Consider the following 14887-nt stretch of genomic DNA (forward strand, 5'->3'; position numbering starts at 1 on the left):
ACAAGGGCCCCACTGTGTGGGGCCCTTGTTCGTTAACGGCACTCCAGTTTGCTGGCGTGCCTCTTTCTGCTCTGAGGGGATCTGGCTCCCTGCTCCGGGCGGGCGTCCGGGATCAGCGGATCGGCTTTGCGGCGGCGCAGCAGGCGTACCAGTGGGGGCAGGGCGATCACCACGATCGCCAGTACCAGCAGGGTCTGGCTGATGCTGCTGCTCCACAGGATGGCGGTGTCGCCATTGCTGATGGAGAGGGCGCGGCGCAGGTTCTGCTCCAGCATTTCACCCAGCACGAAGCCCAGAATGAGCGGCGACATGGGGAAGTGCATCTTGCGCAGCAGGTAGCCAAAGACCCCTAGGCCCACCATCAGCAGCAGATCGAAGGTGGTGCTGTGCACCGCATAGACCCCCACCGCCGAGACGCTGGCGATGGCGGGCACCAGAAACCAGAGCGGGATGGAGAGCATGCGGGTGAAAATGCCCACCATGGGGATGTTCATCACCAGCAGCATGACGTTGGCCAGCAAGAGGGCGGCGATCAGTCCCCACACCACATCGGGCTGTTCGGTGAACATGGTGGGGCCCGGGGTGATGTTGTAGAGGGTCAGCGCCCCCATCATGACCGCCGTGGTGCCCGACCCCGGCACTCCCAGGGTCAGCATGGGGATAAAGGAGCCGCAGGCGGAGGCATTGTTGGCCGCCTCTGGCGCGGCCACCCCGCGAATGTCCCCTTCGCCGAATTTGGCATTGGGCCCCGCCAGTCGCTTCTCGCTCATGTAGGTGATGGCACTGGCGATGGTGGCGCCAGCCCCCGGCAGAATGCCGACGAAAAAGCCGATGGTGGAGGAGCGCAGCATGGTGCCGGTGCAATAGACCAGCTCCTTGAAGTTGAACAGCATCCGCCCGGTGGTGCGCACCAGCTTGCCGCCACTACTGGTGTGCTCCAGCATCAGCAGGATCTCGCTCACCGAGAAGAGGCCTATCACCACCACGATAAACTGCACCCCGTCCGAGAGGTGGACGCTGTCGAATGTGAAGCGATAGATGCCGGTGTTGGCATCCACCCCGACGGTGGCGAGCCCGAGCCCGATCAGCGCCGCCATAAAGGACTTGAGCGGGTTCTGGCTCATCATGCTGCCAAGGCAGGCGATGGCGAACACCATCAGGGCGAAATACTCCGCCGGGCCGAAGGCGAGCGACCAGCGCGCCAGCGCCGGGGCGAACAGAATGATCCCCCCGATGGCGAGCATGGAGCCGACAAAGGAGCTGACCGCCGAGATGGAGAGGGCCACGCCCGCCTTGCCTTGCTGGGCCATGGGGTAGCCATCCAGCGCAGTCATGATGGCGGCGGCATCCCCCGGTACGTTGAGCAGGATCGAGGAGATCCGCCCGCCATATTCGCAACCGATATAGACGGTGGCGAGCAGAATGAGCGCCGATTCGGGGGGCAGTTTCAGGGCAAAGGCCAGCGGCAACAGGATGGCGACGCCGTTGATGGGGCCAAGGCCCGGCAGCAGGCCGACCACGGTGCCGACAAAGCAGCCGATCAGGGCAATTACCAGATTCTCCGGGGTGAGCGCCACCGCAAAGCCCTGGGATAGGTACATCCAGGTATCCATATTGACTCCTTAAGAGAACCAGATGCCGAGGGGCAGGGTGACATCCAGCAGCCGGTCAAAGGCGAAATAGAGCACCAGACCGCCGACGATGCCGGAGAGCAGGGCTGCCTTGGCCGAGGCGCCAAACAGGCGCCCCAGCACAAAGGTGAGCATGGTGGTAGCCAGCGGAAAGCCCAGCCACTCGAAGCTGGCGCCGTAAGCGGCCAGTGCTGCCACCATGATGGCGAGGTGGCGCAGGGTACGCAGCGGCGGCCAGCTGACGGTGTCCGGCTGGCGGCGCAGCAGGAGCAGGGCACAGAGTGCCATCAGGCCGAGGATCCCGAGCGGAAAGGGGCGTGGCCCCAGCGGCTCATAGCTGTATTCGCTCTGGTACTGCCAGGCGAGGGAGGCCCCCGCCAGACAGAGCAGCAGCCAGATGGCGGCGAAGATGCGATCGCTCATGGCTGCAGCTCCTACTTGGCCAGACCGAAGGCCTTGGCCTGCTCGCGATATTGCGCCACCTGGGTCTTGACGTAGCTGTCGAGGGCATCCCCGGTCAGGTCAAACTCGAACAGCCCGCGCAGATCCCGCTGCGCCTTGAAGGTATCGGTCTTCACCAGCTGATCGAAGGTCTTTTTCCACCACTGGTATTCGCTGTCACTCACCTTGGGGCCGACATAGAAGCCGCGGATCACCGGCCACTCCAGGTCATAACCCTGCTCTTTGGCGGTAGGAATGGTGGCCAGCTTGCCGGGCAACCGCTCTTTGGCGAACACCGCCAGCACCCGCAGCTTGTCGCCACCGATATAGGGCACCATCTCGCTCAGATCGCCGGAGACTGCCTGCACATGGTTGCCCAGCAGTGCAGTGACCGGCTCGCCACCCCCTTCAAAGGCGACGTAGCGCATCTTGTGGGGGTCAACTCCGGCCTGTTTGGCCAGCAGCGCCGTCTTCATCCAGTCCTGACTGCCGATGGAGGCTCCCGCCCCGATGACCACGCTGTTGGGGTCGTTTGCCATGGCATTCACCAGATCCTTGAGGTTCTGATAGGGGGCATCATGGCGCACCGCGATCATGCCGTAATCGGTCCCTACCGCCGCCAGCCAGCGCACATCGTCCACCCCGTAACGGCCAAATTTCCCCTGTGAGAGGTTGAGCAGGGAGCCGCCGGAGAAGGCGACCACAGTCCCCGCCTCGGCGGGGCGCTGGGCCACGATGGCGTTGTAGGCCACGGCGCCGACCCCGCCCGGCATGTAGGTGACCCGCATCGGCTTGTCGATGGTGCCGGTCTCCTGCAGGCTCACCTGCAGCAGCTTGCAGGTGAGATCGAAACCACCGCCCGGTTTGGCCGGTGCGATGCATTCGGTACGGCTCGGGGTCGCGGCACTTTCGGCCGCCTGCAGTGGCAGGGCGCCGAGCAGGGTCAGCAGGGCGAGGGCATGACGTGTGCGTTGCTTCATGGTTGTGTGCTCCATCTTGTCGTTGTTTTTCCTGGGTGTGACTCCGTCGATAGACGAAGTGATGCGAAATTGTTAAAACAGCAACCTTTCATTCACCTTTCAATCGCTGACCAAGAGCCGGGAGTGTGACCTTGATCTCACCTTCTCCTGTACTGGCAGTGACGAAGGGATGCAGTTGAAGCACTGCGGCTGAATGCCGTGGTTAGGAACAAGGGGAGAGGGATGCGCTTGCTGTTGGCAGAAGATAATCACGAACTGGCCCACTGGCTGTCGCGGGCACTCACCAGCGCCGGTTTCGCGGTGGATTGGGTGGCTGACGGGGCTCAGGCTGACCACCTGCTGCGCCACGAACAGTACGCGCTGGCGGTGCTCGATATCGAGATGCCCAAGCTCGACGGGCTGGCGGTACTCGGCCGGTTGCGCAGTAGGGGGCAGGGGGTGCCGGTGCTGCTGCTCACCGCCCGCGGCGCGGTGGAGGAGCGGATCTGTGGCCTCAATGCCGGTGCCGATGACTATCTGGCCAAGCCGTTCGATCTGGGGGAGCTGGATGCCCGGCTGCGAGCCCTGCTGCGGCGCAGCGAAAGTGGCGGTGCCGAGCTGCGGTTGGGGCGCCTGACCCTGCACCCCGACGGCTATTTTCTGCTGGCCGATGCCCGCCTTGCCCTGACTCCGCGTGAGCAGGCGCTGCTGACCGCGCTGATGTACCGCCACGGGCGGCCGGTCGCCAAGGGGCAGCTGTTCGAGCAGGTGTTCAACCTCGATGACGAGGTAGGGCTCGACAGCATCGATCTCTATATCCACCGGCTGCGCAAAAAGCTGGTGGGCAGCGGGGTGGTGATCACCACTTTGCGCGGTCTCGGCTATCTGCTGGAAGCGGCGCCGGAGGCCTCCCATTAGTCGCTCCCTGCTCCATCAACTGCTGCTGTTTCTGGGTGGCCCACTGCTGACCCTTTGGGCTGCCTCGGCCTGGTACAGCTACTACGGCGCGTTGGCGGCGGCTACCTCGGCCTATGATCGCACTCTGCTCGCCTCGGCCCGCACCGTTGCCGAGCGGCTGACGGCAGCCGAGGGCAGCCTCAGGGTGGATGTGCCCTACGTGGTGCTCGACAGCTTCGAGCGCAACATGCGCGATCGCCTCTTCTATCAGGTGCGCGGCATCGACGATAGGGTCATCTCCGGCTTTGACGACTTGCCCCCCATGCCGGACGGTACGCCGCTGACCGACCGTTATCCGGCGCTCGCCTACTTCTACGACGGGCTCTATCAGGAGGCACAGATCCGTGCCGTGATGCTGCTGCAACCGGTGGGTGAGGGGGGCGTCAACGGCATGGCTCGTATCACTGTGGCGGAAACCCTGCTCGGTCGCCAGCAGCTGGCGGAGCAGTTGCTCTGGTCGGCCCTGCTGACCCAGGGGGCGCTGGTGGTGCTCACCCTGCTGCTCGCTTATCTGTTGCTCAAACGGCTGCTCACCCCGATGCGCCGTTTGTCGCGGGAGATCCTGCGCCGCGATGCCGCCAATCTTGCCCCCTTGCCGGATTTGCTCCCCTGGCAGGAGACCCGGCCGCTGGTGCAGGCGTTCAACCGCCAGCTGGCCCGATTGCGCCAGCTGGTGGCCCGGCAGGAGCGCTTTAGCGCCGATGCCGCCCATCAGCTGCGCACCCCGCTCACCATTTTGAAAACCCAAGTTGAGGTGGCGCGCGGCAGTGGCGATCCGGCCCTGATGAGCGAAAGCCTCGATGCCATGGCCGTGCGGCTCGATCACACCATCGCCCTGACCGAACGGTTACTGTTGCTGGCCCGGCTCAAATCGGACGAGTGCTCCGGGCTGCGCCAGCGTGAGCCCATCGAGATGACGGCGCTGGTGCAGCAGGCCTGTCTGTCACGGTTGGCGCAGGCCCGCAGCAAGGGGATCGATCTCGGTTACGAAGGGAAGGAGTCCGCCATCATGGTGGCGGGGGAGCCGCTGCTGCTGGGGGAGCTGTGCGCCAACCTGCTCGACAACGCCATCAAATACACCCCGCCCCACGGCACCGTGACGGCGCGGGTGGTGCGAAGCAATGGGCAGATTTGGCTGGAGGTGGAGGATAGCGGCCCCGGCATCGCCCCCGAGCTGGCGGAGCGAGTCTGGCAGCCGTTCCAGCGCCTCGAGCAGGGGAGTGAACAGCCGGGAGCGGGGCTAGGTCTGGCACTGGTGCGCGATATCGCCCACTACCACCACGGCGAAGTGGTGTTGCTGCCGGCCACCCAGCTGGGGGGCTTGCTGGTGAGGTTGATCTTGCCGCTGGCAACATCGTGAGGGCGATAAAAAAGAGAGGGCACCTCGCGGTGCCCTGTTTATCTACACATAGATGGCGTTGGGGGTCAGCTGCGGATCTTGTTGAAGACAAACAGGACGATAAGAGCGCCCACGGTCGCCAGCGCGATGCTCGGGATATTGAAACCGGTCACCGAGCCCAGCCCCAGCAGGGTACCCACATAGCCGCCAACCATGGCGCCGACAATCCCCAGCAGGGCGGTCATGAAGAAGCCACCGCCATCGCGGCCCGGCATGATCCACTTCGCCAGAATACCCACCAACAGTCCCAATACGATCCAGGTGATAAAGCCCATGGATTAATCCTCTCTGTGTGTTTGAGCCCGCATTATAGGCAGGGATGCCGGGATGCGAAGGGCCAGACGGCGCGGGCTGGTCACAAGCTGTCGGACGGCGGCCAGTGCTGGTCGGGCTGCACAGTCCGGTTATGAGCGGCTGAATGGCGGTATGTGCACCGCCAAACAGGGGCGGGGATGGCCCACGTAAAGGCCAAAATGAGAAAAGCCCGTCAGCGGGGCCGGGTTTGTGACGGGGTTGCACCCTCACTTCTTGAGGTATTTTCTGATCGCCTTGCCTGAGGTGCCGACTGCCCTGACCGCCCGTTTCAGCTGGACTTCGGTGCACTCGAACATTTTGATCCACTGCTTCATCTCATAGGGATCGTTGACATTGATCTTCTTGGCATCGAACGGGTGAGCGACCGCATTGCTGTCAGGCATACAAACCTCAACTTGTTGAAATACTGGCGAGAAAGACGTTTCTGCCTGAGCGCTATCATCCTCTCAATCGGCAAGGGGCAAGGTGACGGGGTTCACACAACCTGGGGACTGAAGGAGGAGTGCAGGTTTGCTTTGCTGATCTGTGAGCGATCACCACTTAATTCCACCCTCTTCACATCATCAACAACGGGGCCAGAGGCCGGATAAACAACAAGCGCCCAGCCGGGCGCTTGTTGGGGTTATCGCGATGATCTTATTCAGGGTGTTGGGCAGGCGCTTGGCGAGCCACTGTTGCGGGGCCAGAGGGTGGATCCGTCGCTTTCAGAGAGCGTCAGGAATGTGACGCCTTCGCTCATGTTGGCTGGGGGCAGGTCATCCTCCAGCACATACATCCCCATCGGTAGGCTGCCATAACGCTGGTTGGCCTGCACCTGAGCGACCGCGAGGCTGGAGTAACGCAGGCCAAGCAGATCGAAGTGATTGCGCCAGTCCCAACCGGTGAGCCGACTGAGTGCAACCAGCATAAAGTCATTGCCCGGTATGTCGCGCACCCGTTTGCCGCCATAGACTGCATGCCCCGAGTAGGGGAACAGGCTAAAGCCGAGCCTATCCTTGTTGGCATTCCACTGCGCTTCACTGTCTGCTGCCGCGCCGAAGATCCGTGAATGCTGATAGAGCAGGGTGAAGATAGTGAAGCCATCGTTCAGCCGGGTGCCATCAGTCAGGATCATACCGTGGGCGCGCAATGCCATCTGGATATAAAACGCCATGCGATAGCCGTTGTGGACGGCGTAGGCATTGCTCTTCCAGGGGGCTTCGTAGCGACTCTCGCCGGTATCGAGCACCTGGCAGTTGGCCCCGAGCACGACGCGGTTGCCACTCCTGTCCCGTACCTGCGCCGCATCAGACATGAACACATAGAAGAGATCCTTGTGATTCATGTGCCCATCCTTGATGGGCGCCGTGTTGCCATCTCTCAGATAATGGGCGCGCCACTTCACCACATAAGGGAAGATGTTGTTGGAGTTTTCCCCCGCCCGGCTGCCGTAGCCACTCCAGTTGTCGGCATCGTCTGCCGCAGCGTACTGCACGTTCAACCGGTTGGTCTGCAGGTTGTGGCCCAGCTCGTGATTGTCGAGCCAGCCGGTCGGACTGATGCTGCCGGACGAGTCCCACGGGTTGCCACTGCAACCGCTGCCGCAATGGGCATTCTGGTCATAGTTGGCATGCTGGATGATGGTGCGGGTATGGAGCGATTCATCGAGACAACCCTCCCCCAGCAGTGCCACGCAGGCGTTTTTAACATCTGCAGGCAGCGACTCATCGAGCCCCTTGCCCTGAATTTTCAGGCCCGCCAGGGTGTAGACGCCATTGATGTGATCCCGGGCGATGCTGTCGAGCAGGGCATTGGTGTCGGGGATGACGCCACCCACCGCCTTGGTGAAGCGATCCCGGCGCAGATGCTGTTCGGCGCCATCGGCCCGCAGATCGATATGGGGCAGCTCGGTCTGTTCCAGCCGCTCGTTGAACTCGCGTATCTGCTGCTCATCACTGAAATCCATGATGGCCGGATGACGGGTGACGCCCGTGGCGCTCACCTGGACGGCCAGCGATGCTGCCCCCCCTTCCAGATAGAGGTAGATAGGGCCGCCATAAGGAGAAGTGAAGGTGACACTGCCCCCCTTGGCCAAGATCAGTCGTCCGGTGGTCAGCTCCAGCGGGGCTCGATAGATCTTCTGCTCATAGGCGCGATTGGTGTTGGGCCTGTGGTAGTTGAGTCGGACGGTAGCAGACACATCGGCGTTATCGGTGCGTCTCAGGGTGATGGTTTGTCCCGGCAGGGCATACCAGCCGGTGGTGGTCCACTGCCCGCTGTAGGGAACCGCAATGCGCCGACTGTCGGTGAGCGTTGCGGGATAGGCGTAGTGAGCTGCTTGTCCCTTCACCACCTTGTTGCGATCGGTGACGTACTCCCCCAGATCGGGCTGGGCCGGGGTACGGGTGCGGGCATAGCTCACCAGCCAGTCGGCAAACATCGCCTGCTGCCAGAATTGATGTTCATCCCAGGCAATCGGGTAGTCGATGGCGGCACGGTATTTGTCGGCCAGCAGCAGGGTGGCGGGCAACAGTGTCACGCCGTCACGGGCAAAGGGACTGATCCCGGCCTTGTCGAGGGTGATGGCCGCATTTCTCAGCCAGTCGGCACCCAGCTTGAACTGCTGGTTGAAGCTCTCCGAGCCACCGCAATTGATAAAGTTGCCGCCGCAGCTATCGAGCCACTGGGTTGTGAAGTTGCGATCCTGAAGGTTGCCAAGCAGGGTATCGACCGCCATCAGCTGGGCGTCGGGTGCCATGATGGTGTTCACTGCCAGATCGCTGGCTCTGAGTTTTGACCAGTAGTTGCCCCAGGTGACCAGCCCCATATCGAGATAGAGGGGGCTTAGCAGCGGGCTGGCATCGCGCCGATAGTTGGAGAGCAGCAGCGGGATCCCGGCCGCTTTGGCCTTGGCGATCCCCTGTGCGATCCCCTGATACCCCAGCCCCTGGCGGTCGATATCGCTGATCACGATAAGCTCCGGCGCCATGGTATCGATACAGTCGCTCAGCGCCTGATAATCGCAGGTATTGGCCGGGTTGATACTGTGCTTGTCGGGATAGATCACCTTGAGCCAGTCCCGCACGCCTTCGTTGTGGGGAAAATAGACGCTATCGGCGCGACTAGGCATCTGGGCGGTGAGGATGCGCAGGCCATCGCTATCCTTGCCCCGGGTCAGCCAGCCAATCAGCCCCTTGAGCAGCGCCTCGCTCTGCGGGGTGCGGTCAACGGAAAACAGGTTCGCCCCCATGGCGGCCTGACGGTAATCGGCTTGCTCGGAGACCATCACCAGACCCCGGATCTCGCTCTCCCCCTTGCCATTGATGTTGGAGGGGAGCAGGGTCACCGTGCTCTCCGGCTGGAAGCTGGAAAAGGTGATGGAGTCGTGGCTCGGGTTCCAGCTGATCTGTGCCATTCCCTGATAGAGGCTGCGAACCAGCTCGGTGCGGTGCGCCTCACTGTCGGCAATCGCCGCACGGGCATGGGCGATCAGGGATTGCTCGCTGGCAAGGGTATGATCTTCCCGGGCAATCGCATTGGCGGCATCGCTGATAAAGCGGGCCGAGATCTGACAATCGGCGCGCATGGGTGCTGTGGTGTAGGTATTACCCGTCAGGGTGCCCTCACATCCTGCGATCTGTGTCAGTACGAAGCCACTCTCGGGCTGCACGGTGAAACGGCCCTGTTCACCGGCGTTCAGACGCAGGGCGTCGGGGCTGAGTGCGCCCCCCTGAGAAGCGTGGGTGGTGGCGTTGAAATAGACGGCGGCACTCTCCTGCGTGAAGCTGGCCGAGATCTGGCAATCGCTGCGCATGGGGCCAGTGGTATAGGTGAGGCCGTCCAGGGTGCCATCACATCCGCTTATCTCGGTCAGGAGGTAACCGCTGTCAGCCTGTACCGAGAAGCGCCCCTGTTCACCCGCCGCCAACCGCAGGCTGGTGGGGTTCAACTGTCCGCCCGCGCTGCTCTGGCTGGATGCCTCGAAATAGTTGGGGGTGACAGGGGGGCGGATAGGGGTCTCTTCCTGTTCGCCATCACCGCCGCCACAGCCTGTGATCAACAGCGCCAGTAAGGGGGTGAGAACCGTCTTTTTCATTGTTTGATACGTTCCTTGTGTTACGACGGGTAGGGGAGTCGGTAGTCTAATGAGCTGCCTTGCTTATTTCAACGCTGATTGAATGGTCATTTTGCTTTATTTTCAGCATCTTGGATGTTTTTTTGGCCGGCTTTTGCCGTATCTGGTGTTGCTGGCGCAGCAGAACCGATAGGGATGGGGCGAGCACCCCATCAGCACAGGCCATACCAGCCTGAGCTCACCGTAATGAGTCGCTTCACCGGGTTAACAGGGGATGCTGGGCCGCAGGTTTTGCCTGCAACCTGCACAGAGGGGATGTCAGACGGATGGATAAGCGGCGGGGTCGATCGTTGCCAGCGCCCGCATTTCCAGCCGCTGTTCGCCGGGGCGGCAGATCAGCACCGAGCCTTGCTCGAACCAGTCTCCCAGCACGATGCGGCGGGCGGGGTGGCCATCGAGGGTGAAGTCGTGGATGGCGGGTCTGTGGGTGTGGCCGTGGATCATCATCCGGCAGTCGTGGGCGCGCAGGGTGTCGTCCACCGCCGCGGGCGTCACATCCATGATGATCTGGCTCTTGTGGGCATTTTCCATCTGGCTTTGGCCGCGCATCTTGCAGGCGATGGCCTGACGGCGGGCGAGCGGCAGTTGCAAAAAGAGCCAGCGCAGCCACTTGAGCTGGGTGATGCGACGAAACTTCTGATACCCCTCATCCAGGGTGCAGAGCAGATCGCCGTGGCTCAGCACTACCCGCTCCCCATAGAGTTCGATCACGCAAGGGTCCCCCAGCAATGTCATCCCAGCGCGCTTGGCAAACTGTTGCCCCAGCAGAAAGTCGCGGTTGCCGTGGATAAAGTAGATGGGCACGTTCTGCTGGCTCAGGGCCAAAAAGGCGTCGGCCATCTGCTGATGGAGCGGATTGGGGTCATCATCGCCAATCCAGAATTCGAAGAGATCCCCCAGCACATAGAGGGCATCGGCGCCGGGGGCGTCGTGCTCGAGAAAGCGCACCAGTGCCGCGGTCATATCGGGCCGCTGGGCAGAGAGGTGAATGTCACTGATAAAGAGGGTGCTCATGATGTGGGGGTCGGGCTCTCGGTCGAAACAGGGCAAACAGGGGTGGCAGAGATAGTAGACACAACAGGGGACGAACAGTGCGCAGCGGGCGCCATCGCGCCAGTTGCGGTATGGATATCGTCACGGCATGGCGGCTGCCATGACAGCTCGGCCAGATTGCGTCCCTCCAGCGTCAGCAGTGCAGCATAAGGATCGCCAGCAAACCCCAGCAACCGGCATATGGCTGCTTCCCCTTTTAATCCCTCTTCAAGGCGCAGGCGCAGCACTTCGCGGTAGAAGGCATCACCAAACCGCTCGAGCAGGGCCGCCATCAGGGTGAGGTGGCGCCAGCCGTTCAGCGTCTCGATGGGGGCGGGGGTGACATAGAGTTCCAGCGGCCAGCTGGCCTCGCTCGTGTCAGAACCGGTATCTGCACAGCTCTGGTCGAGGCAGGAAAAGGTGCGCTCCAGCAGCCAGACATTCTCATCTTTGGCGCTTGCCAGCCAACCTTGAGCTTTGAGCGTTGCGGCAAACGCCGCCGGATCAGGATGCTGGCAGAGGATATCGAGATCGCTGCCCGGCCGATCGAGGCCGATGGCCAGCGTGCTCACCAGCGCCAGATCGGCGCACTGTCCTGCCAGCTCATCCCACAACCCGGCGGTGAGCAGGGCATGAGCCGAGCGCTGGCGCGGGTTGCCGTGGGCCAGATAGTCGAGGCGGCGCCAGTTCGGGCTGGCAGTGGGGGAGGCAGATGGAAAAACTGCGGCCGGGGCCGCAGTTTTATCAGTGCCGAGTCGGCAGAGATCAGTCAGCAAGGGTCACCTTGGTGATCACCACGTCTTCGGTCGGAACGTCCTGGTGGATACGGCCGTAGTTGCCGGTCTTGACGCCCTTGATCTTGTTGACCACGTCCATGCCGGCGGTCACTTCACCGAATACGCAGTAGCCGAAGCCCTGAGTGGTAGCGGATTTGAAGTCGAGGAAGTCGTTGTTGTTCACGTTGATGAAGAACTGGGCGCTGGCAGAGTGCGGCTCCATGGTGCGGGCCATGGCGATGGTGCCGATCTTGTTGGACAGACCGTTGGCCGCTTCGTTCTTGATGGGGGCGCGGGTGTCTTTTTCTTCAAAGCCCGGAGCATAGCCGCCGCCCTGGATCATGAAGCCGTCGATGACGCGGTGGAAAATGGTGTTGTCGTAGTGACCGTCACGGCAGTATTGCAGGAAGTTGGCCACGGTTTCCGGGGCTTTTTCAGCGTTCAGGGTGAGGGTGATGTCGCCGTGATTGGTGTGCAGAGTGACCATGATATGTCCTTTCATTTGATGCGGGCGACGAAGTGCCCGCAGGTGTATGGCATAAAGTGGTGGCAATTCTAGCCCATCAGGGGCTGGCGGCATAGTCTCTCTGGCGCCGTAACCGTGCTGGCAGGCGGGATTGGCCCTCTTTTCTGCCTCGTTTTCTGCCCCTGAACGGGGTATTATGACCAACCATTTTACTCACAGGCAGTGGTTAGAAGATGCTGAAGATATACAACACACTCACTCGTCAAAAAGAAGAATTCAAACCTATCCACCCGGGCAAGGTGGGCATGTATGTGTGTGGTGTCACCATCTACGATCACTGTCATATCGGCCACGGCCGCACCTTCGTCGCCTTTGATGTGGTGGCTCGCTACCTGCGTTACGCCGGTTACGACCTGACCTACGTGCGCAACATCACCGACGTGGATGACAAGATCATCAAGCGTGCCGCCGAGACCCAAGTGACCTGCGACGAGCTGACCGAGCGTCTGATTGGCGACATGCACGCCGACTTCGACGCCCTCGGCATGGTGCGCCCGGATATCGAACCGCGTGCCACCCAGCACATCGAAGAGATCATCGAGCTGGTGCAATCCCTGCTGGATAAAGAGCACGCCTATGTGGCCGATAACGGCGACGTGATGTTTATCGTCGAATCCTACGCCGACTACGGCAAGCTCTCCGGTCAGGATCTGGAGCAACTGCAAGCCGGTGCCCGCGTTGACGTGGTCGATGCCAAGCGCAACCCGCTCGACTTCGTGCTGTGGAAGATGTCCAAACCGGGCGAGCCGACCTGGGAAAGCCCCTGGGGTCCGGGCCGTCCTGGCTGGCACATCGAGTGCTCCGCCATGAACTCCAAGCACCTTGGCAACCACTTCGACATCCACGGCGGCGGCTCCGATCTGCAGTTCCCGCACCACGAGAACGAGATCGCCCAGTCCTGCTGCGCCCACGGTGGCGACTACGTCAACACCTGGATGCACAGCGGCATGGTGATGGTGGATAAAGAGAAGATGTCCAAATCCCTTGGCAACTTCTTCACCATCCGCGACGTGCTGGCCCACTACGACGCCGAAACCGTCCGTTACTTCCTGATGTCTGGCCACTACCGCAGCCAGCTCAACTACTCGGAAGATAACTTGAAGCAAGCCCGCGCCGCGCTGGAGCGGATGTACACCGCCCTGCGCGATCTGCCGGTAGCCGCGGCTGCCGGTGGCGACGAGCAGGTGGCTCGCTTCAAAGAGGCGATGGACGACGACTTCAACACCCCGGAAGCCTACTCCGCCCTGTTCGATCTGGTGCGCGAGATCAACCGCCAGAAGGGTGAAGACATGACCGTCGCTGCCGCGCTGGGCGCCCGTCTGCGCGAGCTGGGCGCCGTGCTCGGCATCCTGCAGCAAGACCCCGAGGCTTTCCTCAAGGGTGACGAAGCGGACGAAGAGGTTGCCGAGATCGAGCGCCTGATCGCCGAGCGCAATCAGGCCCGTGCCGACAAGAACTGGGCTGCTGCCGATGCCGCCCGCAACCGTCTCACCGAGATGGGTATCGTGCTGGAAGACAGCGCCGGCAAGACCAGCTGGCGCCGTGCCTAAGGCCGGTTGGCCTTGTTGGCGTCTGGTGCCAACAGGTTGAGCGAATAAAAAAACCGCAGCCCTTGGGCTGCGGTTTTTGTTTGTGTCTCTTCCCTCGACACCTCTTAAGCCTCTGCGATCTGCTTAAGCCTCGGTGGCCTGCGCTCTGATCCCCTCTCCCCTTGCGGGAGAGGGCTAGGGTGAGGGGGGCTAACGTCATTTCTCGGCTGAATATCGTCCTACGCCTTAATGGCATGGCTTCGCCATGCAGGACGCGAGGGCCTTGCCCTCGAAGGTGTTTCGCCCGCCCTTCGGGCTGGGGCGAGTGACTTTGGAAAGACCCAAAGTCACCAAAGGTCTTCTCCCCCGGCAAACCGCCCGCTTCGCGGGTTCCCTCGTCTCGTACAACGGGTCGGACGGAGCGCCGCAGACGGCACATCCATGTGCCGACTGCGGCTGCGCCATCATCCCTGATGGCGCTCCTGACCCGTTGCACTCGACTCGGCGGTTTGCAGGGGGAACCAATACCGTGCCCGCCCGTGGCTTTAGCGTGCATGTTGACCGCCTTTTTCGCTGAAAGGGGAGAGCAGTGCAAGGGGTTGGGGAAATAGCATTTGGGTTTGGGTATAAAGTGTCAGGGAAATAGAAATAAAAAACCGCAGTTCAAGGCTGCGGTTTTTTAGCAATAATGCAATTGATAAACTTGAAGTGCACTATGGTTGGCTGATGACTTCATCAATTAAATTTTGGAGTTCATCATCCCATAATTCATTTCTAATAGTACTAGACCTAATCAAATGTTCCTTATGAAATGACAGTTGAGATTTAATAGTTTTGCTCCAAGTTTCTTTTTGTGATTCTGTATGAAGGATTTGTTCAAATGCAAAGAGAGCAGATGATATAAACCAACAGTACTGTTCATATTTTGTGTCACTTGGGTTTGTTGGTCTTTTAAAGCCCCTAGCAAACTCGGGGTGTTCGAAACATAAAGAAAGATAATTTTGATAAAGTTCATAAGCAACAGATCGTCGAGACTCTATAATATTCTCTTTATGCTGTCGAATCGCATAAATTGCGGCTACTCCAGCAATAAATAGTCCGAAAAAAGTTGCAAGATTAGCAAGTATACCCAACCATTCTACCCATAGAGATACATCTAATAAAGCTGCTAGGCCCATTTTAAAGCAATATATATTATTCATATTTTA

The 14887-nt window shown here is 60.9% G+C and carries 13 protein-coding genes; 3 read left to right on the forward strand and 10 right to left on the reverse strand.

All coding sequences use genetic code 11. The features are described 5' to 3' along the window. Positions 1–32: 32 nt before the first annotated feature. The 3 genes from OKB77_RS05350 to OKB77_RS05360 are packed head-to-tail and all read right to left on the reverse strand — an operon-like array spanning position 33 to position 3052. Positions 33–1613, reverse strand: a complete 1581-nt coding sequence (locus tag OKB77_RS05350; RefSeq protein ID WP_270817077.1) for a tripartite tricarboxylate transporter permease — start codon at positions 1611–1613, stop codon at positions 33–35. A gap of 9 nt (positions 1614–1622) precedes the next feature. Then, positions 1623–2054: a tripartite tricarboxylate transporter TctB family protein gene (locus tag OKB77_RS05355; RefSeq protein WP_270817078.1), complete on the reverse strand. Its 432-nt coding sequence runs from the start codon at positions 2052–2054 to the stop codon at positions 1623–1625. An 11-nt stretch (positions 2055–2065) separates the two neighbouring features. Then, positions 2066–3052, reverse strand: coding sequence for a Bug family tripartite tricarboxylate transporter substrate binding protein (locus OKB77_RS05360; protein WP_270817079.1), 987 nt, complete (start codon positions 3050–3052; stop codon positions 2066–2068). Positions 3053–3274: 222 nt separating this feature from the next. On the opposite strand from OKB77_RS05360, the gene tctD reads away from it, so the two are divergent. Together tctD and OKB77_RS05370 are read left to right on the forward strand one after the other, a co-directional pair. Further along, on the forward strand, positions 3275–3949 hold the full coding sequence (gene tctD, locus OKB77_RS05365) for a transcriptional regulator TctD (RefSeq protein ID WP_108612209.1): 675 nt from the start codon (positions 3275–3277) through the stop codon (positions 3947–3949). A gap of 46 nt (positions 3950–3995) precedes the next feature. Then, positions 3996–5348, forward strand: coding sequence for a sensor histidine kinase (locus OKB77_RS05370; RefSeq protein WP_270817203.1), 1353 nt, complete (start codon positions 3996–3998; stop codon positions 5346–5348). Positions 5349–5413: 65 nt separating this feature from the next. Here the strand turns inward: OKB77_RS05370 and OKB77_RS05375 are convergent, their stop codons facing one another. From OKB77_RS05375 to OKB77_RS05400, 6 genes are all read right to left on the reverse strand, one after another. Beyond that, on the reverse strand, positions 5414–5662 hold the full coding sequence (locus OKB77_RS05375; protein WP_005359720.1) for a GlsB/YeaQ/YmgE family stress response membrane protein: 249 nt from the start codon (positions 5660–5662) through the stop codon (positions 5414–5416). A 246-nt stretch (positions 5663–5908) separates the two neighbouring features. Then, complete coding sequence (locus OKB77_RS05380) at positions 5909–6085, reverse strand: DUF3606 domain-containing protein (RefSeq protein WP_270817080.1); 177 nt, start codon at positions 6083–6085, stop codon at positions 5909–5911. A 257-nt stretch (positions 6086–6342) separates the two neighbouring features. Continuing rightward, positions 6343–9777 carry an ImpA family metalloprotease gene (locus OKB77_RS05385; protein WP_270817081.1) on the reverse strand — a complete coding sequence of 1145 codons (3435 nt, stop codon included), beginning with the start codon at positions 9775–9777 and terminating at the stop codon, positions 6343–6345. A gap of 297 nt (positions 9778–10074) precedes the next feature. Beyond that, positions 10075–10830, reverse strand: a complete 756-nt coding sequence (gene lpxH / locus OKB77_RS05390; RefSeq protein WP_270817082.1) for a UDP-2,3-diacylglucosamine diphosphatase — start codon at positions 10828–10830, stop codon at positions 10075–10077. Continuing rightward, entirely contained in the window at positions 10827–11624 is a 798-nt protein-coding gene (locus OKB77_RS05395; RefSeq protein ID WP_270817083.1) for a DUF4269 domain-containing protein, read from the reverse strand. The genes lpxH and OKB77_RS05395 overlap by 4 nt, the downstream gene beginning before the upstream one ends. Continuing rightward, on the reverse strand, positions 11614–12111 hold the full coding sequence (locus OKB77_RS05400; protein WP_033115878.1) for a peptidylprolyl isomerase: 498 nt from the start codon (positions 12109–12111) through the stop codon (positions 11614–11616). The genes OKB77_RS05395 and OKB77_RS05400 overlap by 11 nt, the downstream gene beginning before the upstream one ends. A gap of 212 nt (positions 12112–12323) precedes the next feature. On the opposite strand from OKB77_RS05400, the gene cysS reads away from it, so the two are divergent. Then, positions 12324–13700 (forward strand): cysteine--tRNA ligase, encoded by a 1377-nt coding sequence (cysS, locus tag OKB77_RS05405; RefSeq protein ID WP_270817084.1) that lies wholly within the window; start codon positions 12324–12326, stop codon positions 13698–13700. Positions 13701–14392: 692 nt separating this feature from the next. Here the strand turns inward: cysS and OKB77_RS05410 are convergent. After that, positions 14393–14881, reverse strand: a complete 489-nt coding sequence (locus tag OKB77_RS05410; protein WP_270817085.1) for a hypothetical protein — start codon at positions 14879–14881, stop codon at positions 14393–14395. Positions 14882–14887 lie beyond the last annotated feature (6 nt).

It is taken from the genome of Aeromonas sp. Y318-3 (assembly GCF_027706185.1).
GTDB classification, from domain to species: domain Bacteria; phylum Pseudomonadota; class Gammaproteobacteria; order Enterobacterales; family Aeromonadaceae; genus Aeromonas; species Aeromonas veronii.

Excerpts from the sequence above, each read along its gene's own strand:
- OKB77_RS05350 (WP_270817077.1), bottom strand. The coding sequence starts at position 1,613 with ATGGATACCTGGATGTACCTATCCCAGGGCTTTGCGGTGGCGCTCACC.
- OKB77_RS05355 (WP_270817078.1), bottom strand. The coding sequence starts at position 2,054 with ATGAGCGATCGCATCTTCGCCGCCATCTGGCTGCTGCTCTGTCTGGCG.
- OKB77_RS05360 (WP_270817079.1), bottom strand. The coding sequence starts at position 3,052 with ATGAAGCAACGCACACGTCATGCCCTCGCCCTGCTGACCCTGCTCGGC.
- tctD (WP_108612209.1), top strand. The coding sequence starts at position 3,275 with ATGCGCTTGCTGTTGGCAGAAGATAATCACGAACTGGCCCACTGGCTG.
- OKB77_RS05375 (WP_005359720.1), bottom strand. The coding sequence starts at position 5,662 with ATGGGCTTTATCACCTGGATCGTATTGGGACTGTTGGTGGGTATTCTG.
- OKB77_RS05380 (WP_270817080.1), bottom strand. The coding sequence starts at position 6,085 with ATGCCTGACAGCAATGCGGTCGCTCACCCGTTCGATGCCAAGAAGATC.
- OKB77_RS05385 (WP_270817081.1), bottom strand. The coding sequence starts at position 9,777 with ATGAAAAAGACGGTTCTCACCCCCTTACTGGCGCTGTTGATCACAGGC.
- lpxH (WP_270817082.1), bottom strand. The coding sequence starts at position 10,830 with ATGAGCACCCTCTTTATCAGTGACATTCACCTCTCTGCCCAGCGGCCC.
- OKB77_RS05400 (WP_033115878.1), bottom strand. The coding sequence starts at position 12,111 with ATGGTCACTCTGCACACCAATCACGGCGACATCACCCTCACCCTGAAC.
- cysS (WP_270817084.1), top strand. The coding sequence starts at position 12,324 with ATGCTGAAGATATACAACACACTCACTCGTCAAAAAGAAGAATTCAAA.
- OKB77_RS05410 (WP_270817085.1), bottom strand. The coding sequence starts at position 14,881 with ATGAATAATATATATTGCTTTAAAATGGGCCTAGCAGCTTTATTAGAT.